The organism is Kitasatospora sp. NPDC092039 (assembly GCF_044756065.1).
Lineage (GTDB): Bacteria > Actinomycetota > Actinomycetes > Streptomycetales > Streptomycetaceae > Kitasatospora.
In genome coordinates this window covers 584,704-603,761 of record NZ_JBIVSD010000004.1, presented here as the reverse complement: position 1 = coordinate 603,761, position 19,058 = coordinate 584,704, and the positions used below count along the sequence as shown (strand labels likewise).

At 75.2% G+C, this 19,058-nt stretch carries 17 protein-coding genes; 13 read left to right on the top strand and 4 right to left on the bottom strand.

Going from position 1 to position 19,058, the window contains the following annotated elements; translation table 11 throughout:
- Positions 1-100 precede the first annotated feature (100 nt).
- Positions 101-1,396: a class I SAM-dependent RNA methyltransferase gene (locus tag ACIQI7_RS12275; RefSeq protein ID WP_401108041.1), complete on the top strand. Its 1,296-nt coding sequence runs from the start codon at positions 101-103 to the stop codon at positions 1,394-1,396.
- Positions 1,397-1,513: 117 nt separating this feature from the next.
- Here ACIQI7_RS12275 and ACIQI7_RS12270 read toward each other — a convergent pair whose 3' ends face one another.
- Positions 1,514-1,708 (bottom strand): hypothetical protein, encoded by a 195-nt coding sequence (locus ACIQI7_RS12270; RefSeq protein ID WP_401107976.1) that lies wholly within the window; start codon positions 1,706-1,708, stop codon positions 1,514-1,516.
- Between the two features lie 235 nt (positions 1,709-1,943).
- On the opposite strand from ACIQI7_RS12270, the gene ACIQI7_RS12265 reads away from it, so the two are divergent.
- Together ACIQI7_RS12265 and ACIQI7_RS12260 are read left to right on the top strand one after the other, a co-directional pair.
- A complete protein-coding gene (locus ACIQI7_RS12265) occupies positions 1,944-2,180 on the top strand; it encodes a toxin-antitoxin system HicB family antitoxin (RefSeq protein WP_049659744.1) in 237 nt (78 codons plus the stop codon).
- Positions 2,177-2,605, top strand: a complete 429-nt coding sequence (locus tag ACIQI7_RS12260; RefSeq protein ID WP_401107974.1) for a fic family toxin-antitoxin system, toxin component — start codon at positions 2,177-2,179, stop codon at positions 2,603-2,605. The genes ACIQI7_RS12265 and ACIQI7_RS12260 overlap by 4 nt, the downstream gene beginning before the upstream one ends.
- Before the next feature lie 45 nt (positions 2,606-2,650).
- Here the strand turns inward: ACIQI7_RS12260 and ACIQI7_RS12255 are convergent, their stop codons facing one another.
- Positions 2,651-3,517, bottom strand: coding sequence for a GNAT family N-acetyltransferase (locus tag ACIQI7_RS12255; RefSeq protein ID WP_401107971.1), 867 nt, complete (start codon positions 3,515-3,517; stop codon positions 2,651-2,653).
- A 260-nt stretch (positions 3,518-3,777) separates the two neighbouring features.
- On the opposite strand from ACIQI7_RS12255, the gene ACIQI7_RS12250 reads away from it, so the two are divergent.
- The 6 genes from ACIQI7_RS12250 (at position 3,778) to ACIQI7_RS12225 (ending at position 9,495) form a co-directional block, all read left to right on the top strand.
- Complete coding sequence (locus tag ACIQI7_RS12250; RefSeq protein ID WP_401107970.1) at positions 3,778-4,686, top strand: RimK family alpha-L-glutamate ligase; 909 nt, start codon at positions 3,778-3,780, stop codon at positions 4,684-4,686.
- The gene (locus ACIQI7_RS12245; RefSeq protein WP_401107969.1) at positions 4,683-5,573 is read left to right on the top strand and encodes a RimK family alpha-L-glutamate ligase; all 891 of its coding nucleotides are present in this window, start codon (positions 4,683-4,685) and stop codon (positions 5,571-5,573) included. The genes ACIQI7_RS12250 and ACIQI7_RS12245 overlap by 4 nt, the downstream gene beginning before the upstream one ends.
- A gap of 90 nt (positions 5,574-5,663) precedes the next feature.
- Positions 5,664-6,545 carry a putative RNA methyltransferase gene (locus ACIQI7_RS12240; protein WP_401107967.1) on the top strand — a complete coding sequence of 294 codons (882 nt, stop codon included), beginning with the start codon at positions 5,664-5,666 and terminating at the stop codon, positions 6,543-6,545.
- Positions 6,546-6,615: 70 nt separating this feature from the next.
- Entirely contained in the window at positions 6,616-8,118 is a 1,503-nt protein-coding gene (locus ACIQI7_RS12235; protein WP_401107964.1) for an AAA family ATPase, read from the top strand.
- Between the two features lie 8 nt (positions 8,119-8,126).
- Complete coding sequence (locus tag ACIQI7_RS12230; protein ID WP_401108039.1) at positions 8,127-8,567, top strand: nucleotide pyrophosphohydrolase; 441 nt, start codon at positions 8,127-8,129, stop codon at positions 8,565-8,567.
- Positions 8,568-8,733: 166 nt separating this feature from the next.
- Positions 8,734-9,495, top strand: coding sequence for a DUF6099 family protein (locus tag ACIQI7_RS12225; RefSeq protein ID WP_401107962.1), 762 nt, complete (start codon positions 8,734-8,736; stop codon positions 9,493-9,495).
- Here ACIQI7_RS12225 and ACIQI7_RS12220 read toward each other — a convergent pair.
- On the bottom strand, positions 9,441-9,677 hold the full coding sequence (locus tag ACIQI7_RS12220; RefSeq protein WP_387748114.1) for a hypothetical protein: 237 nt from the start codon (positions 9,675-9,677) through the stop codon (positions 9,441-9,443). The two genes, ACIQI7_RS12225 and ACIQI7_RS12220, sit on opposite strands and share 55 nt — an antisense overlap.
- A 433-nt stretch (positions 9,678-10,110) precedes the next feature.
- On the opposite strand from ACIQI7_RS12220, the gene helR reads away from it, so the two are divergent.
- Positions 10,111-12,267 carry an RNA polymerase recycling motor ATPase HelR gene (helR, locus tag ACIQI7_RS12215; RefSeq protein ID WP_401107959.1) on the top strand — a complete coding sequence of 719 codons (2,157 nt, stop codon included), beginning with the start codon at positions 10,111-10,113 and terminating at the stop codon, positions 12,265-12,267.
- 150 nt (positions 12,268-12,417) lie between these two features.
- On the opposite strand, the gene dapD is transcribed toward helR, so the two are convergent.
- The gene (gene dapD / locus ACIQI7_RS12210) at positions 12,418-13,422 is read right to left on the bottom strand and encodes a 2,3,4,5-tetrahydropyridine-2,6-dicarboxylate N-succinyltransferase (RefSeq protein WP_387748118.1); all 1,005 of its coding nucleotides are present in this window, start codon (positions 13,420-13,422) and stop codon (positions 12,418-12,420) included.
- A gap of 141 nt (positions 13,423-13,563) precedes the next feature.
- Here dapD and ACIQI7_RS12205 point away from each other — a divergent pair, with 141 nt between their 5' ends.
- The 3 genes from ACIQI7_RS12205 to argF all read left to right on the top strand — a co-directional run bounded on the left by ACIQI7_RS12205 (position 13,564) and on the right by argF (position 19,049).
- Positions 13,564-15,183 (top strand): 3' terminal RNA ribose 2'-O-methyltransferase Hen1, encoded by a 1,620-nt coding sequence (locus ACIQI7_RS12205; RefSeq protein ID WP_401107955.1) that lies wholly within the window; start codon positions 13,564-13,566, stop codon positions 15,181-15,183.
- Complete coding sequence (locus ACIQI7_RS12200) at positions 15,180-17,867, top strand: polynucleotide kinase-phosphatase (RefSeq protein ID WP_401107953.1); 2,688 nt, start codon at positions 15,180-15,182, stop codon at positions 17,865-17,867. The genes ACIQI7_RS12205 and ACIQI7_RS12200 overlap by 4 nt, the downstream gene beginning before the upstream one ends.
- A 180-nt stretch (positions 17,868-18,047) precedes the next feature.
- The gene (gene argF / locus ACIQI7_RS12195) at positions 18,048-19,049 is read left to right on the top strand and encodes an ornithine carbamoyltransferase (protein WP_401107950.1); all 1,002 of its coding nucleotides are present in this window, start codon (positions 18,048-18,050) and stop codon (positions 19,047-19,049) included.
- Positions 19,050-19,058 lie beyond the last annotated feature (9 nt).

Genomic DNA, 19,058 nt, shown 5'->3' with positions numbered 1-19,058 from the left:
CGGCCGGAAGGCGCCGCGCAAGCAGGCGGTGCGGCCGCCCAAGGCGCTGCGCACCGCCGCCGCGCGGCCGTCGCGGCCCGAGGCGCCCTCCGGGGAGCCGCTGGCCGGGCAGCGCTACGAGGTCGAGGTCGGCCCGGTCGCGCACGGCGGCGGGCACTGCGTGGCCCGGCACGAGGGGCGGGTGCTGTTCGTGCGGCACGCGCTGCCCGGTGAGAAGGTCGTCGCGCTGGTGACCGACGGGACCACCACCTCGCGGTTCCTGCGGGCCGACGCGGTGGAGGTGCTGGAACCCGCCAAGGACCGGATCGAGGCGCCCTGCCCGTTCGCCGGGCCGGGCAAGTGCGGCGGCTGCGACTGGCAGCACGTCACCCCGGGCGGGCAGCGCAAGCTCAAGGCGGCGGTGCTGACCGAGCAGCTGGCCAAGCTGGCCGGGCTCACCCCGGCCGAGGCCGGCTGGGACGGCAGCGTCGAGCCGGTCGGCGGCAAGCTGCCGGCCGGGCAGGTGCCGGCCTGGCGCACCCGGGTGCAGTACGCGGTGGACGCCGCGACCGGGAAGGTCGGGCTGCGCAAGCACCGCTCGCACGACGTGCAGCCGGTGGACCGCTGCCTGATCGCCGCCGAGGGCGTCACCGAGCTGGGCATCGAGGCCCGGGACTGGTCGGGAGTGGCGAGCGTCGAGGCGATCGCCGCGACCGGCTCCTCGGACCGCCAGGTGGTGCTCACCCCGCGCGACGGCGCCCAGCTGCCGCTGGTCGAGCTGGACAAGCCGGTGTCGATCGCCCGGGTGGACGACCAGGGCGACGTGCACAAGGTGCACGGGCGCGGCTTCGTCCGCGAGCGGGCCGCCGGGCGGACCTGGCGGGTCAGCAACGGCGGCTTCTGGCAGATCCACCCGGAGGCGCCGGACACCCTGGTCGACGCCGTGCTGGACGGGCTGGACCCGCAGTGGGGCGAGAACGCGCTCGACCTGTACTGCGGCGTCGGCCTGTTCGCGGGCGCGCTGGCCGACCGGGTCGGCGAGGACGGCGCGGTGCTCGGCATCGAGTCCGCCAAGCAGGCCGTGGTCGACGCCCGGCACAACCTGGCCGCGCTGGACAACGTGCGGATCGAGTGCGACCGGGTCGAGACGCTGCTGCCGCGAACCGGCATCACCGCCACCGACCTGATCGTGCTGGACCCGCCGCGTTCGGGCGCCGGGCGCGAGACCGTCGCCCACCTGGTCGGCCTGGAGGCGCGCCGGATCGCGTACGTGGCCTGCGACCCGGCGGCGCTCGCCCGGGACCTGAAGTTCTTCCGCGAGGGCGGCTACCGGCCGGTGTCGCTGCGGGCCTTCGACCTGTTCCCGATGACCCACCACTTCGAGTGCGTGGCGATCCTGGAGCCGACCGGGGAGTGATCCCGGGTGCCGGGGGTCATCCTCCGGGCGCCGGGGAGCAAGCGAGGGAGGCGGTCACCCGTTCCGGGTGGCCGCCTCCGCCGCATCCGGGCCGGCCGCTCGTTCGCGCCGGGCCGGCTACTCGTTGCGCTCCTCCTCGTCGGCGCTGTGCGGGAGGTCGATGCCGTGCTGGGCGGCGAGCCGCAGGAGCGAGGCGATCCGGCCCTCGTAGGCCTGGACGCCGTCGGCGTCCCCTTCGGCCCGCGCCGCCGCGAGGTCCCGGCGGGCCCGGGCGAGCTGCTCGCGCAGCTCCTGGTCGAACATGGCTGTCATCGGTCGGCCTCCGCACCGGTCGGCGCCCGCTCGGGAACGCAGGGGAGTTCTCAGAGTCCCGGACGGTGCGGCACTCTTCAAGTCCCGCTCGTCCTGGTGGGGGGACCGGCGGCCGGGGGTGGGGCCCGGATCCGGCCGGAGGTGACGACGAGGTTGCGCGGGGGCGTGCGGCAGGTGTGCGGGCGGTGTGCACGCGCCCTTGTTGTGCTAGCACTTGAGCGCTAGCTTGAACGGCATGGGTAAGAAGCAGCTGAACGTGCGGGTCGACGCCACGACCGCCGAGATGGCCCGGGAACGGGCGGAGCAGCAGGGGATCTCCATGAACCAGTACATCGAGCGCCTGGTCCAACAGGACATGGGCGAGTCCGGACGGGCCTTCGTGGACGCGGCCGCGCAGTTCATGAAGGAGTACGAGTCGGCCTTCCTCGCCGAGTTCGGGGAGCCGGGCGACCTCCAGGACGTGCGCCGTTGAAGCTGGAGGTCGACCTCTCATGGCTGCTGATGACCGCCGAGCAGTACACACCCGGTGACCCGCAGGTCACCGACTACGGCTCGCTGCTCGCGGCCGTCACCCGGCACCAGGCCGAGATCTTCGACATATCGGTCTACCCCGAACCGCAGGACCGCGCCGCCGCGCTGATGCACCAGCTGATCCGGGTGCCCGCGCTGGAGAAGACCAACGAACTCTTCGCGACCGCCGTCGCCTACGCCTACCTGGTCGCCAGCGGGTGCACCGTCGCCACCACCGCCCGCGAGGTGCGCAGCCTCTCCCGGGCCATCCGCGAGGGCCGGATCGGGGTGTCGGGCGTCGCCGAGCGGCTGGCGGCCTGGGTGGTGGACGAGGCGGAGGGCGAGGGCGTCACCGGGGCGGAGGAGGAGGACGAGGACGACGACTGACCGGCGCCGTCCCCGTCCCCGTCGTGGCGCACCGGGTGCGCCGGCTCAGCCCTGGGGCGAGGCGGGCTCCGCGATCAGGGCGGTCGCGAACCGGCGGAAGCCGGCCCTGCGGTAGATCCGGGCGACGTCCTCGTCGCTGGCGGACAGGAACACCGTCCGTACGCCGGCGGCCCGGGCGTTCGCGACCAGGGCCGCGGTGACCGCGAGACCCAGGCCGCGCCGGCGGGCGGAGGGCAGTGTGCCGACCCCGACCACCTCGGTGACCGGGCCCACCGGGTTGTGCTGGCCCGCGCACACGGGCGCGCCGTCCTCCAGGGCCGCGGCCAGCACGGTGGTGCCGTCGCTGATCCGCTGCGCGATCCGCGCCACCCCGCCCTCGGCGGTCAACGCGGCCGCACTCTGCGCCAGTTCGGCCGCGCCGGCCGCGCCGGTGGCGGTGCCCGGGCTGCCGAAGGCCACGTGCGGGACGGCCGCCGCCTGCGCCAGCTCGGGCGCGCCCGGGCCCAGCACCCGCACCTCCACCCGCTCCGGCAGCACCGGCGCCGGGGCCGGCTCCTCCTGCGCGTCGAGCACCAGCAGCGGGTGCTCGTGCACCGTCAGGCCCGCCGCCTCGACCGCCGCGCGCAGCTCCGGGTTCTGTTCGGCCACCCACTCGAAGGCCTCCGGCACGCCCAGCTCGCGCTGGCGCGCCAGCACCCGGCGGACGTCCTCGGCGGTGGCGGCGGGGCCGTCGTGGCCGAGCGCGGGGCGGGCGTAGTAGTGCCAGCCGGTGTCGCCCTTGCGGACGAAGAGGGTCAGCGGGCCGAAGTCTTCGGTGCGGGTGGCGCTGCGCGGCACGGCGTCGTAGTAGCGCTCGATCTCGTCGAGCAGGGGGCGGTCGGGAGCATGATCAGCAGGGGTCACGGCGTGCATCCAAGCAGGGGCGGGGTCGGGGCGCCACCGGTTTGTCGGTGGGGCCGGGGTGCCACCGGTTCGTCGGCGGGGGCGGGGCGCCACGGGTTCGTCGGCGGGCTCGGGGCCCGTCGCCGCCGGGCGGGGGCCGATTGTTGCCGAACGCTTACCCGCTCGCAGCGATCTTGTGCGGCCACGGCGTGCATGCTGAAGCCTTTACAGCTCTGCCGAGGGGGACGGCGGACGTCTGCACTCGGCGAGGCAAGGGGGAAGACAGGCCCATGAGGCTCTGCTTTCTGGTGGAGGAACACTACCGGCGCGACGGCATGCCGCTCGACGTCGCGCGCCGACTCACGGCGTGGGGGCACCGGGTGGACGTGCTGCGCCCCGGGGACTCGCTGCTGGCGATCTCCGAGGAGGTCCGGGCCGGCAGCCATGACGCCTGGGTGCTCAAGACCGTGTCCGGCGGGCCCGGGCTGACCCTGCTGGAGTCGGCCGCCGCCGTCGGCCTCACCACGGTGAACGACGTGCGCTCGATCCGCGGGGTCCGGGACAAGGCGCTCGCCGCGGTCATCGGCCGCACCCGGGGCCTGCCCGTCCCGGTGACGTACGCGGCCGCGCGCTGGGAGCGGCTGGCCGAGATCCCGGCCGCCGAGTACCCGCTGGTGGTCAAGCCCGCCGACGGCAGCTCCGGGCGCGCCGTCCGGCTGGTGCGCAGCCCCGAGCAGCTGCTGGAGGTCGGGCCGGAGCTGGCGGGGGAGGGGCTGCTGATCGCGCAGCCGTACGTGCCCAACTCCGGGACCGACCTCAAGGTGTACTGCGTCGACGGCGAGCTGTTCGCGACGGAACGTTCCTCGCCGCTGCACCCCGGCCAGGGCGTGCGGGAACGGCAGGTGCCGCTGCCGGGCAGCGTCGCCCGGATCGTGGCGCAGGTCGGCGAGGTGTTCGGGCTGGACCTGTACGGCGTGGACGTGCTGCTGGGGCCGGACGGGCCGGTGGTGGTGGACGTCAACGACTTCCCGAGCTTCCGGCAGGTGCCGGACGCGGTGGCCAAGGTCGCGCAGGCGGTGCTGCGGCTCGCGCGCAGCGGGACGGCCGTGTCGGTGCCCGGCGGGCCGGCCGCCGCGCTGGTGTCCGCGGGTGGCGGCCCGTACGACCGACTGGGCTTCGGCGAGGGGGAGTTGCTGTGAAGGTCGGGCTGATCGCCGGAGACCCCGGGCACCCGGTGCTGGCGGCGGCCGCCGAACTGCTGGTGCGCCAGGGGCACGAGGTGGCGGCCGTCCCGCCCGCCGGGCCGGTGGCCGCCCTCGCGGACGTCTACCTGCTCAAGGCCCGTACCCCGCAGGCGCTGGCGCTGGCAAGGGAGTTGGAGCGGCGGGGCGCGCCGGTGGTCAACTCGGCGGCGGCCACCGAGCTGTGCCAGGACCGGGTGCGGATGGCCGACCTCGCCCGCGCGGCCGGACTGCCCTTCGCGGCCACCCACGCGGCCGGGCGGCTGGGCGAACTCACCGTCCCGGCCTACCCGTTCGTGGTCAAGAGCCGGCACAGCAGGCGGCACGACCTGGTCGCCCGGGTGGACGGCCCGGCCCGGCTGCGCGAACTCGCCGAGCGCTGGCCCGAGGAGCCGGTCGTCACGCAGCCGTTCGTGCCGGGGACCGGCTGGGACCAGAAGCTGTGGGTGGTCGACGGGCAGGTGTTCGCGGCCCGGCGGCAGTCCGAACTGGCCACCGGGACCGGGAAGTCGGGGCGGGCGGAGGACTGGGAGCCGTCCGCCGGGAGGGCCGCGCTCGCGCTGCGGGTCGGCGAGGTGTTCGGGCTCGACGTGTACGGGGTCGACCTGCTCGACGGGCCCGCCGAGCCGGTCATCGTGGACGTCAACGCCTTCCCGGGGGTCCGTGGCCGGCCCGGCGCGCCGGAGGCGCTCGTGGCGCTGGCGCTGCGGGTCGGGGCGGAGCGGGTCGGGGCGGAGGAGGGGCGGGCGCTGGTGGGGCAGGGGTCCGCGGGTCAGGAGTCCGTGGGGCCGCAGGCAGCCGGGCGGGCGCTGGCGGGGATCGGGCCGGGGAGGGGCGCGCGGTAGGCCGCTCGGCCGGGGCGGCCGGTGCGCCGAGGTCGTTAGGCTGGCTGGCGCCCCGACCGGCCGGGGCGTACGGCGAGAGAAGACGGAACCTTGCTCCAGGACATCGAGCGCTACCTGGCCTGCCCGCACTGCGCGCAGGCCCTCACCCGGCACGACCGCAGCCTGCGCTGCCCGGCCGGGCACAGCTTCGACCTCGCCAAGCAGGGCTACGTCAGCCTCCTCGCCGGCGACGCCCACACCGGCACCGGGGACACCGCCGAGATGGTCGCGGCCCGCGCGGACTTCCTCGCCGCCGGGCACTACCGGCCGATCGCCGAGGCGCTGGCGGAGGCCGCCGCCGACGCTCTCGCGCCCGCCGACGCCGGTGCTCTCGCTTGCGCCGACGCCGCCCCCGGTGAGTCCGGCGGCCTGGTCGCCGACCTCGGCGCCGGCACCGGCCACTACCTGGCGCACGTGCTGGACGCCCTGCCCGGCACCGTCGGCGCGGCTCTCGACATCTCCAAGTTCGCGCTGCGCCGCGCCGCCAAGGCGCACCCCCGGATCGGCGCCGTGGTGTGCGACGCCTGGCGCCCGCTGCCGCTGCGGGACGCCTCGGCCGGGCTGATGCTCAACGTCTTCGCCCCGCGCAACGGGCCGGAGATCCGCAGGGTGCTGCGCCCCGGCGGCACCCTGCTGCTGGTCTCGCCGACCGCCCGCCACCTGCGCGAACTCGTCGACGCGCTGGGGTTGCTGTCGGTGGACGAGGAGAAGCAGCGGCGGATCGACGAGAAGCTCGGGCCGTACCTGGAGCCCGTGGGGCGGCGGGAGGTCGAGTTCACCCTGCGGCTCGGCCCGCAGGACGTGCGCACCGTGGTCGGCATGGGGCCGAGCGCCTGGCACACCGACCCGGAGCGGCTCGCCGCCGCCCTCGCCGAGCTGCCGGAGCCGGTCGAGGTGACGGCCTCGGTGACGGTGGCCGTGTACCGGCGCTGAGCACCACGTTGGGATGAATCTGCCGCGCAGGCACGTTTCTGCCGGTCGGCCTGCGGCTAACGTCCGACGGGTGAACCGCGACGCCACCAGGCCCGCAGGGCCGTCCCACCTCCGGCCGGACGCCCCGGGGCCCGACCGGCCACCCGTGCCGCGCCCCACCGTCGAGGAGCTCCGGCTCACCTCGTTCAAGTCCTACCGGCGTGCGGTGCTGCCGCTCGCGCCGCTCACCGTGCTGCACGGGCCCGCCGGGGTCGGCAAGTCCAACGCCCTCGACGCGCTGGCCGTGCTGTCCCGGCTCGCCCTCGGCGAGGAGATCGCCGACTCGCTGGACGGGCTGCCCGAGCGCACCGGCCCGCTCGCCGGGCCCGTCCGCGGAGGCCTGGACGGGTGCGTCCCGCACGGGCGGGACGCGATCATCCTCGGCTGCACCGTGCGCTCGCCGCACGGCTCGATCCGGCTCGACGTGGTGGTCCGCACCGACGGCCCGGTCCGGATCGCCCGGGAGTCGCTCACCCTGGACGGCCGGACCCTGATGGACACCGGCGAGCAGGACGTCCGCAACCGGCGGGTCAACGTCTGCTGGCACAACGACACCCGCCAGGGCGACATCCGGGCGCCGTTCCCCAGCGGCACGCTGATCACCGCGCAGCTGCCGCTGCGGGTCGCCGGCTCCTCGGCCGGGGAGTGCCTCGTCCTCGCCGCCACCGAGGACCTGCTCACCGCGCTGCGCGAGGTCTTCCCGCTGCACCCCGTCCCCGCGCTGATGCGCGGCTGGGCCCGGGCCGACCCGCAGGCCCGGCTGCGCAGCAACGCCGCCAACATCTCCGCCGTCGTCGCCCGGCTGAGCAACGAGTGCCCGCGCCGGTACGGGCAACTGCTGCGCGCGGTGCAGTCCGCCGCGCCCCACCCGCTGCTCGGCCTCACCCTGGCCGAGCGCGAGAGCGCGGGCGTACGGCGGGTCCTCGCCGTCTTCGACGAGGGCGTCCTCGGGCGCACCGGGGCCGACCAGGCCTCCGACGGCATGCTGCGCCACCTCGCCTTCGCCGCGGTGCTGCTGACCGGTGCCGGGGTGCTCGACCTCGACGTGGCCGCCGAGGTGCCCTGGGCCCACCGGCAGCTCACCGTGCTCGCCGAGGACCTGGGCGCGGGGCTCTCCGCCGAGCAGACCGCCACGCTGCTGCGGCTGGCGCGGGACATGGCGGAGCGCAGCCAGCTGCGGGTGGTCGCGGCCCTGCAGGAGCCGGCGGCGGCGCGGGAGGTGCTGGGCGGGGCGCCCGGGGGCGGGGTGGTGCTGGTCGAGTGCCGGCGGGATCCGGACTCGGGGTTCACGGTGCTGCGGACGGAGACGGCGCGGGTGCCGGCCCAGGGCGGGCGCGGGGAGGCGGCTGGCGGGACGGGCCTCGGGCCCGCTGGTGGTGCGGACGGGGGTGCGGCGGCGGACGAGGGCCTGGCGGCGGAGTCCGCGGGGCGGTCGGCGGGGCAGGGGGGCTCGTTCGGATCCGCGGAGGGCGGTGGGGAGTCCCCGGCGGGTGGTGGGGCGGCGGGTCGGGATGCGGTAGACCTGGAGGGGTGAGCGAACGAGTGACGGGGCCGGCGGAGCCCACCGTGGAGGCCTTGCGGCAGCGGCTGGTGGACTTCGCGGCGGCCCGGCGGTGGGGACCCTTCCACACCCCGAAGAACCTGGCGGCGGCGCTGAGCGTGGAGGCGGGGGAGCTGCTGGAGATCTTCCAGTGGCTCACGCCCGAGCAGGCGGACGCGGTGATGTCGGATCCGGAGCGTGCGCACCGGGTACGCGACGAGGTCGCGGACGTGCTGGCGTACCTGCTGCAGTTCTGCACGGCGGTCGGGGTGGATCCGTTGGCGGCGCTGGCGGCCAAGATCGAGCGGAACGAGCTCCGCTTCCCGGTGCCGGTGGACGCGGCCGGTGCCTCCGGGGAGGCGGCCGGGGCCGCGGAGAAGGAGCCCGGTGCCGCCGAGCAGGCGGCCTCCGTCAACTCGGACGTGGGCGACCAACCCTTGTGAGGGACGGAAGTTATCCACAACCCCCCGGTTGTCCACAGGTCCTGACAACCTGGATGCGCGCTCGCGCTCTTCCTCGCACGCTTTCGCCGTGACCAGCCGTCACTGCTCGGCCGCCCTCCCCGGCGGCCCCGGGCGACGGCGACGACGAGCGGGAGGAGCGGTGGCCATGGAGGCGCTGCGACTGATCAAGACGGCCCGGCACGCCCTGGCCGAGGCCAGGCACGTACCGGACGTGCTGGCCGAGGCGCGGCAGGCCGCGCTGCTCACCGAGGCGGTGGGTGCCAGGCTGGCGGAGTCGGAGGACGAGGAGCTCACCGGGCTGGGGCAGCAGCTGTCCGAGGCCGGGGCGCACGCGGCGGTCTGCCTGGACCGCTCCGTCGTCCGGGCCGCCCTGGTGAGCGGCGGCCGGGCCGGGCGGCTCACCGACCTGGGGGACTTGGCGCCGGCCCTGGGGGCGCTGGACGGGCTGCTCCAGGACGTCGGCGAGACGCTGGTGGTGCTGGCCTGCGGGGCGGACACCGAGAGCCTCTACTGGACGTGCATCGACGGCGTGGACGCGGTGGCGGAGTGCAAGGACCTGACCGTACGGCTGCGCCGGGCGGCGGTCCGGGCGGAGGAGGCGCAACCCGCGGCGCTCGGCGGGGCGCAGCGCGAACGGGAGCCGGCGGCGGAGGCCGGGGCGCCGTTACTGGTGGTCCGGCTCGGGCCGCCGGGTGAGACCGGGCCGCCGGGCGGTGGCGGTGGCGGTGACGGTGCGGCGAGCGGCAGCGGCTCGCCCTCCGGCAGTGGTCCGCCGCCCGCTGTGGTTCGCCCGTCGGACGGCGGCGGCCCGCCCGGTGGGGGCGGGCCGGCCGAGGAGGGCCAGGCGGCGGGCTACCGGGTGCCCGGCGCGTCCGAGGCCTCGGAGGTGTCCGTTCCGGTCGGATAGGCGGTGGAGCCGGTGCTCCCGGGGCCGGAGCCCTGGAGTTCGGCGAGGTCCGCGGTGACGGAGGCGAGCAGTTCCTGCATCTGCTCCAACAGGCTCTTGGGGGTGGCGGGTCCGGCCGAGGTGCCGTCGGCCGAGCCCGTCGGGCTGCTCGGGAACTGCGGCGTGGCAGATGGTTCGGACATGACGGGACCTCTTCGGATCGGTGGTGCGGTCTGGAGCGGCCGACGGTGGCTCGGACCGCACGGCGGGAGGCGGCGGTTGCCCGCCCACCGGGGCACCCACCCCCGCCGTAGCACCCAACGAACTGCCCCGGACGCCGTCACCCGGACACCACTCGATGCGGTCCAACTCCGCTGCGCGGTCAGCCTCCCGGGTGAGCCGGGGTTGCCCTCGCGGCGCCGCCTCGGCTAGGGCCCTGCCTCCTGGGCCCCGCGGAACGGGGTGTGACCGGCGTGGCGGAGACAGGGCGCGGTCGAGCGCGCCCGGAGAGGAGGAGGAGACGCGGAAGGGGGAGAACCCACCCCTTGCCACTCTCAACGTATAGCGCATGGGGGGTCTTGCGGCAAGGCCCCCGTGGTGGCGCACAATCGCAGGCCTCAGATCGGAGCTGATGCCATGAACAGCCGGACCACCAGTGCGTTCGACCTCCCCGCCCGCCTCGCCGCCAAGGCCGACCCGGCGCTGATCGGCGCGGACGAACGGCACTTCGCGGCCGTCGCGGAGAGCCTGGAGCAGTCGATCGCCGAGCTGTCCGACCGCCTCGACGCGCTGCGCCGCGCGCCGGGCGGCCTCGGCCGGGAGGCGATGGACCGGGACATCGAGGTGCACAAGCTGACCGGTCGGCTGCGCGCCCTGCGCCGCTTCGGCCTGGACCTCTGCCTCGGGCGGGTCGTCCTCGCGGGCGACGCGGAGCCGGTCTACATCGGGCGGCTCGGGCTCACCGACAGCGAGGGGCGCCGGCTGCTGGTCGACTGGCGCTCGCCCGCGGCCGAGCCGTTCTTCGCGGCCACCCACGCCGACCCGATGGGCCTGGTGAGCCGGCGCCGGTACCGCTGGAACGGCGGCCGGATCGGCGACTACTGGGACGAGGTGTTCACCGCCGAGGCCCTGGAGGGGCACGCCGCGCTGGACGACCAGTCCGCGTTCATCGCCAGCCTGGGCGGCAACCGGTCGGCCCGGATGCGGGACGTGCTGGCGACCATCCAGGCCGACCAGGACGCCATCATCCGGGCGGGGTCCCGGGGCGCCCTGGTGGTCGACGGCGGCCCGGGCACCGGGAAGACGGTCGTCGCGCTGCACCGCTCCGCCTACCTGCTCTACTCCGACCCGCGGCTCGGCCACCGGCGCGGCGGGGTGCTGTTCGTCGGCCCGCACCAGCCCTACCTGGCCTACGTCGCCGACGTCCTGCCCAGCCTCGGCGAGGAGGGGGTGCGCACCTGCACCGTGCGGGACCTCGTCGCCGAGGGGGCCAAGGCCGGGCCGGAGAGCGACCAGGAGGTGGCCCGGCTGAAGTCCTCGGTCGACATGGTGAGGGCGATCGAGAAGGCCGTCCGGTTCTACGAGGAGCCGCCCACCGAGGGGATGGAGGTCTCCACCCACTGGGCCGACCTCTGGCTGAGTGCCGAGGACTGGTCCGACGCGTTCGACGCCCCGGATCCAGGCACCCCGCACAACGAGGCCCGCGAGCAGATCTGGGAGGAGCTGGCCACGATCCTGATGGACAAGCTCGACGAGGACGAGGGGGTCTCGCCGGAGCTGTTCCGCCGGTCGCTGCGGCAGGACCGCGAGTTGGTCGAGACGCTCAACCGGGCCTGGCCGCTGCTCGACCCGGCCGACCTGGTCGGCGACCTCTGGTCGGTGCCCGCCTACCTGCGGATGTGCGCGCCCTGGCTGGCGCCCGAGGAGGTCCGTAGGCTCCAGCGCAAGGACGCGCCGCAGGCCTGGACGGTGTCCGACCTGCCGCTCCTGGACGCGGCCCGGCAGCGGCTCGGCGATCCGGAGGCGGACCGGCGCCGGCTCCGGCGGGAGGCCGCGGCCGCCGCCGAGCGCGCGCGGATGGCCGACGTCATCGGGGACCTGCTGCAGGCCGACGACGACGGCGAGGGCGCGGTGACGATGCTGCGCGGGAGCGATCTCCAGGACACCCTGGTCGACGAGACGGCCCTGCCCGTCGCCGGCCCGGAGCCGCTCGCCGGGCCGTTCGCCCACATCGTGGTGGACGAGGCCCAGGAGCTGACCGACGCGGAGTGGCAGATGCTGCTGCTGCGCTGCCCGTCCCGGAGCTTCACCATCGTCGGGGACCGGGCGCAGGCCAGGCACGGGTTCACCGAGTCCTGGCAGGAGCGGTTGGAGCGGATCGGGCTCGACCGGAACACGGTGGCCTCGCTGAGCATCAACTACCGGACGCCGGAGGAGGTCATGGCCGAGGCCGAGCCCGCGATCCGGGCCGCGCTGCCGGACGCCAACGTGCCGACCTCCGTCCGCAGCAGCGGCATCCCCGTCGTGCACGGGTCGGTGGCGGAGCTGGACGCGGTCCTGGACGGCTGGCTCGCCGAGCACGCCGAGGGGACCGCCTGTGTGATCGGCGCTCCAGGCTTCGAGGCGCGGCCGCGGGTCCGGTCGCTGACCCCGGAGCTGTCCAAGGGCCTCGAGTTCGACCTGGTCGTGCTGGTCGACCCGGAGGCGTTCGGCGGGGGCGTCGAGGGCGCGGTCGACCGCTACGTCGCGATGACCAGGGCGACCCAGCGGCTGGTGGTCCTCAGGAGCCGATGAGGAGGGACGACGAAGGGAGCGGAAGACGGCGCGGGCGCGCCGCGACCGGCCGTCGGGAAGGCGGCGGGCCCGGAGAAGGCGGCGGGCCCGGAGAAGCGAGAGGGGCCCGGCGCCACCCGGCGCCGGACCCCAACGGCCTGTGCCCGCAGGTCAGTTGTGGGCGTGCAGGTCGGCGTTCAGGCCGCCCCAGGAGCCGGAGCGGGCGATGACCTCGACCGCGCCGCTCTGCGAGTTGCGACGGAACAGCAGGTTGTCCTGGCCGGACAGCTCGACGGCCTTGGCCACCGTGCCGTCCGGGGTGGTGACCCGGGTGCCGGCGGTCACGTACAGGCCGGCCTCGACCACGCAGTCGCTGCCGAGCGAGATGCCGATGCCCGCGTTGGCGCCGAGCAGGCAGCGCTCGCCGACCGAGACGACCTGCTTGCCGCCGCCGGACAGGGTGCCCATGATCGAGGCGCCGCCGCCGATGTCGCTGTGGTCGCCGACGACGACGCCCGCGCTGATCCGGCCCTCGACCATGGAGGTGCCCAGGGTGCCGGCGTTGAAGTTGACGAAGCCCTCGTGCATCACGGTGGTGCCGGCGGCCAGGTGCGCGCCGAGCCGGACGCGGTCGGCGTGGGCGATGCGCACACCGGTCGGGGCGACGTAGTCGGTCATCCGCGGGAACTTGTCGATCCCGTAGACGGCCAGCTGGCCGCCCTGGGCGCGCACGGCCAGCCGGGCCTGCTCGACCTTGTCCACCGGGACGGGGCCGATGCTGGTCCACGCGACGTTGGCCAGCAGGCCGAAGATGCCGTCCAGGTTCTGGCCGTGCGGCTTGACCAGGCGGTGGCTGAGCAGGTGCAGGCGCAGGTACACGTCGTGCGTGTCGAGCGGCTTCTCGTCCAGCGAGGCGATGGTGGTGCGCACGGCGACCACCTCGACGCCGCGGCGCGCGTCGGCGCGCAGCGCCTCGGCCGCGCCGGCGCCGATCTCGGCCTCGGCCTGCTCGGCGGTCAGGCGGACGGTGCCGGCCGGGCCGGGTTCGGCGGCCAGCGCGGGGGCGGGGAACCAGGTGTCGAGGACGGTGCCGTCGGCGGCGATGGTGGCCAGACCGGCGGCGACGGCGCCGTTCGCCGCGGAGGTGGATTCGAGCGAGGTGGATTCAGCAGTCACACCGTGCACGTTAACCAATGCGGGGCCCCGGTGCCGAACACGCCCACCGGACGGACACGTCCGTCGGAGGTGCTGCTCGGCGGCTCGCGGGGCGGGAAAACCCGGTGCTCGGCGCCGCGGCGCTGGGCAATACTTCAGCGGGTGTTCATGTCGATCTCCACCACCGGCAGCGCCGAGGACCCGGCCACGGACCTCGGGTTCCTGCTGCACAAGCACCCCGGCAAGGTCCAGCGGTTCACCACGTCGCACGGCGAGGCCCACGTCTTCTACCCGGAGGCGCGGGACGAGGCCTGCACGGCGGCGCTGCTGCTCGACATCGACCCCGTCGCGCTGGTCCGCAAGGGCCGGGGCGACGGCAGGGGGCGCGGCGGCTCGCCCGACTTCGCGCTCGCCCAGTACGTCAACGACCGCCCGTACGCCGCGTCCTCGCTGCTCGCGGTGGCACTGCGGACGGTGTTCCGGTCCGCGATGAAGGGCGCCTGCCCGGCCCGGCCCGAACTGCCCGGGCGGGCCCGCCCGCTGCGGATCGAGCTGCCCGCCGTGCCCGCGAACGGCGCGGGCGAGGGCGGCGGCCCGGCCCTGGTGGTCCGGCTGTTCGAGCCGCTGGGCTGGCAGGTCGAGGCGACGGCGATCCCGCTGGACGAGTCGTTCCCCGAGTGGGGCGAGTCCCGCTACGTGCGGATCGCGCTCTCCTCCGGGACGGTCCGGCTCGCCGACGCGCTCCAGCAGCTGTACGTGCTGCTGCCGGTGCTGGACGGCGCCAAGCACTACTGGGTCGCCCCGGACGAGGTGGACAAGCTGCTCGCCGCCGGGCAGGGCTGGCTGGCGGCCCACCCGGAGCGCTCCCTGATCACCCGCCGCTACCTGGCCCGGCGCTGGGCGCTGACCCGCTCGGCGCTGGAGCGCCTGGAACTGGCCCGTCTGGCGGAGGCCGACGACCGTGAGGTCGAGGAGATCGACAACGCGGTCGACGACCGGCCCGAGGAGGACGGCCGGGACCACCGGGAGCAGTCGGAGCAGCCGGAGCCCGGGCAGCCCTCGCTCGCCGAGCAGCGCCGCACGGCGATCCTCGCCGCGCTGCGCGAGACCGGAGCCGCCCGCGTCGCCGATCTCGGTTGCGGCCAGGGCGAGTTGATCGGCGACCTGCTGAAGGACGCCCGGTTCACCGGAATCCTCGGCGTGGACGTCTCCGCCAGGGCGCTGCGGGCGGCGAGTCGTAAGCTGGGCCTGGAGCGGTTGTCGGAGCGTCAGGCGGCCCGGGTGGCGCTGGTGCAGGGAGCGCTCACCTACACCGACGCCCGGCTCAAGGGCTTCGACGCGGCGGTGCTGTGCGAGGTGATCGAGCACCTGGACCTGCCGCGGCTGCCCGCGCTGGAGTACGCGGTGTTCGGCGCCGCCCGGCCGGGGGCGGTCGTGGTCACCACGCCGAACGCCGAGTACAACGTCCGCTGGGAGAACCTGCCGGCGGGCACCGTCCGGCACGCCGACCACCGCTTCGAGTGGTCCCGGGCCGAGTTCCGCGCCTGGGCCGGGAAGGTCGCCGCCGCGTACGGCTACACCGTGGAACTGCGCCCGGTCGGCCCGGAGGACGGGGAGGTCGGCGCCCCGACCCAGCTGGCCCTGTTCACCACGACCTCGACGCCCACGACCCAGACGCCCACGACCCGGACACCCGGCACTTCGACGCCCACGACCCCGGCGCCCGCCACGACCCCGGCGCCCGCCATGACCACGACGCCAGAAGGAGGCGAGCCCCGATGACCGACGATCCGACCGACACTCCCGGCGAGAGCCAGCGCCAGGACGACACGGAGAGCGCCGCCCCCCGCCGCCTCCCCGTCACCGACGTCTCCCTCGTCGTCCTGATCGGCACCAGCGGCGCGGGAAAGTCCACCTTCGCCCGTCGTCACTTCCTGCCCACCCAGGTGGTCTCCTCCGACTTCTGCCGCGGCCTGGTCGCCGACGACGAGAACGACCAGTCCGCCTCCGCCGAGGCCTTCGACGTCCTGCACTACATCGTCCGCAAGCGCCTGGCGGCCGGCCGGCTGACGGTGGTGGACGCCACCAACGTCCAACCCGAGGCCCGCCGTCAGCTGGTCGCGATCGCCCGTGAGCACGACGTGCTGCCGATCGCGATCGTCCTGGACGTCCCGCCGGGGGTGTGCGCCGAGCGCAACCGCTCCCGCCCGGACCGTCAGCTGCCCGCCCATGTGATCCCCCGCCAGCACCGGGAGCTGCGCCGTTCCCTCCGGGGCCTGGAGCGCGAGGGCTTCCGCAAGGTGCACGTCCTGCGCGGCGAGGCGGAGGTGGCGGCGGCCGGGATCGAGCTGGAGAAGCGCTACAACGACCTGCGCCACCTCACCGGCCCGTTCGACATCGTCGGCGACATCCACGGCTGCCGCTCCGAGCTGGAGACCCTGCTGACCCGGCTCGGCTACACCCTGACCAGGGACGCCGAGGGCCGCCCGGTGGACGCGGCGCACCCGGCGGGCCGCACCGCAGTGTTCGTCGGCGACCTGGTCGACCGCGGCCCCGACACCCCGGGCGTGCTGCGCCTGGTGATGGGCATGGTGGCGGCCGGCCACGCGCTCTGCGTGCCGGGCAACCACGAGAACAAGCTCGGCCGGGCGATGGACGGCAGGAAGGTCACCGTCGCCTACGGCCTGCGGGAGTCGCTGGACCAGCTGGCGGGGGAGAGCGAGGAGTTCCGGGCCGAGGTCCGCGCCTTCATGCGCGGCCTGGTCAGCCACTACCTGCTGGACGGCGGCGCCCTGGTGGTCTGCCACGCCGGCCTGCCGGAGAGGTACCACGGCCGCAACTCCGGCCGGGTCCGGTCGCACGCGCTGTACGGGGACACCACCGGCGAGACCGACGAGTACGGCCTGCCGGTGCGCTACCCGTGGGCGGAGGAGTACCGGGGCCGGGCGCTGGTGGTCTACGGCCACACCCCGGTGCCGACCGCGAGCTTCGTCAACAACACCGTCTGCCTGGACACCGGCTGCGTCTTCGGCGGCAGCCTGACCGCGCTGCGCTACCCGGAGCGCGAGCTGGTGAGCGTCGAGGCCGAGCGCGAGTGGTACGCCCCGGTGCGCCCGCTGATCACCGACGCGCCGGGCGCCCGCGAGGGCCGTCCGCTGGACCTCGCCGACGTGGCCGGGCGCCGGATCGTCGAGACCGGGCTGCACGGTCGGGTGGCCGTCCGGGAGGAGAACGCGGCCGCCGCGCTGGAGGTGATGAGCCGCTTCGCGCTGGACCCGCGGCTGCTCGCCTACCTGCCGCCGACCATGGCGCCGAGCGCCACCTCCCGCCGGGACGGCTACCTGGAGCACCCTGAGGAGGCCTTCCTCGGCTACCGGGCGGACGGCGTGCGGCACCTGGTCTGCGAGGAGAAGCACATGGGCTCGCGCGCGGTGCTGCTGGTCGCCCGGGACGGGGCCGCGCTGGAGCGCCGCTTCGGCGCGGCCGGCCCGGGCGCGATCTGGACCCGGACCGGCCGCGCCTTCCTCGCGGACGAGGAGCTGACCGGCGCCGTGCTCGACCGGGTCCGGTCGGCCGCCGAGCGCGCCGGACTGTTCGAGGAGCTGGCCACCGACTGGCTGCTGCTGGACGCCGAGCTGATGCCCTGGTCGCTGAAGGCGGTGGAGCTGCTGCGCCGTCAGTACGCGGCGGTCGGCGCGGCCGCGGGCGCCGCCCTTCCGGAGGTGCTGTCCGCGCTGGAGCGGGCGGCCGGGCGAGGCCTGGACCTCGCCCACCTGACCGCCCGCCAGCGGCAGCGCGCGGCCGACGCGCGGGCGTTCACCGAGGCGTACCGGCGCTACTGCTGGCCGACCGAGGGGCTGTCGGGCATCCGGCTGGCGCCGTTCCAACTGCTCGCGGCCGAGGGGGCGAACCTCGCGGTGCGGCCGCACGACGAGCACCTGGCCTGGATCGACCGCCTGGTGGACGCCGACACGGCCGACGGCCCGGCCGCCGACGGCCCCGAGGGTGCCTCCGGCGCCAGCGCCGGCGCCGGGCGGAAGGAGCCGGTGCTGCACCGCACCCGCCGGATCCTGGTGGACACCGAGGACGAGGCCTCGACGGCCGCCGCCACCGCCTGGTGGGAGGAGCTGACCGAGGCGGGCGGCGAGGGCATGGTGGTCAAGCCACTGGCCTCGCCGGCGCGCACCGTCCGAGGCGAGGGCCGCCCGGGCGGCCTGGTGCAGCCCGGGGTGAAGGTGCGCGGCCGGGAGTACCTGCGGATCATCTACGGTCCGGACTACACCGAGCACCTCGACCGGCTGCGCCTGCGCGCGCTGGGCCACAAGCGCTCGCTGGCGCTGCGCGAGTACGCGCTGGGCCTGGAGGCGCTGGACCGGCTGGCGGCGGGGGAGCCGCTGTGGCGGGTGCACGAGCCGGTCTTCGCGGTGCTCGCGCTGGAGTCGGAGCCGGTCGACCCCCGGCTGTGACGGCCGTGAGGGCCTGAGGGCCGTGACGGCTGTGAGGGCCGTGCCGGCGGTGCCGGCGGTCCGGAGGACGGGCCCCCGGGGGGTGCCCCGGATCCGGCACCGCCGGGCTTCTGTATAGAAATTCCGAGCATCGTATACACTTGCCGCTTTCCCGCAGTCCCGTCACCCCAGGAGCCCGGCATGGCCTTCAACCTCCGGAACAGGCACTTCCTCAAGGAGCTCGACTTCACGCCCCAGGAGTTCCGCTTCCTGGTGGACCTCGCCGCCGGTCTGAAGGCGGCGAAGTACGCGGGCACCGAGCAGCCCCGGCTGCGCGGGAAGAACATCGCGCTGATCTTCGAGAAGACCTCCACCCGCACCCGCTGCGCCTTCGAGGTCGCCGCCCACGACCAGGGCGCCACCACCACCTACCTGGACCCGGTGGGCTCGCAGATCGGCCACAAGGAGTCCGTCAAGGACTCCGCCCGGGTGCTCGGCCGGATGTTCGACGGCATCGAGTACCGCGGCCACGGCCAGGAGATCGTCGAGGAGCTGGCCGAGTACGCCGGCGTCCCGGTCTGGAACGGCCTGACCGACGAGTGGCACCCCACCCAGATGCTGGCCGACGTGCTCACCGTCACCGAGCACACCGTCAAGCCGCTCCCCGAGGTCGCCCTCGCCTACCTCGGCGACGCCCGCTCCAACATGGGCAACTCGCTGCTGGTCACCGGTGCCATGCTCGGCATGGACATCCGGATCGTCGCCCCGCGCGCGCTCTGGCCGACCGAGGAGGTGCAGAAGTCGGCGCGGACCCTGGCGGAGACGACCGGCGCCCGGATCACCCTGACCGAGGACGTGGCCGAGGGCGTGGCCGGAGCCGACTTCCTCTACACCGACGTCTGGGTCTCGATGGGCGAGCCCAAGGAGGTCTGGGCCGAGCGGATCGAGCTGCTCAGGCCGTACCAGGTGTCCATGGACACCGTCCGGGCCACCGGCAATCCGGACGTGAAGTTCCTGCACTGCCTGCCCGCCTTCCACGACCTCGGCACGGCGGTCGGGCGGCAGATGCACGAGGCGACCGGCATGACCGAGCTGGAGTGCACCGACGAGCTGTTCGAGTCGGCGCACTCCATCGTGTTCGACCAGGCCGAGAACCGGCTGCACACCATCAAGGCGGTGCTGGTCGCCACCCTCGGCTCCTGACCGGGCCCG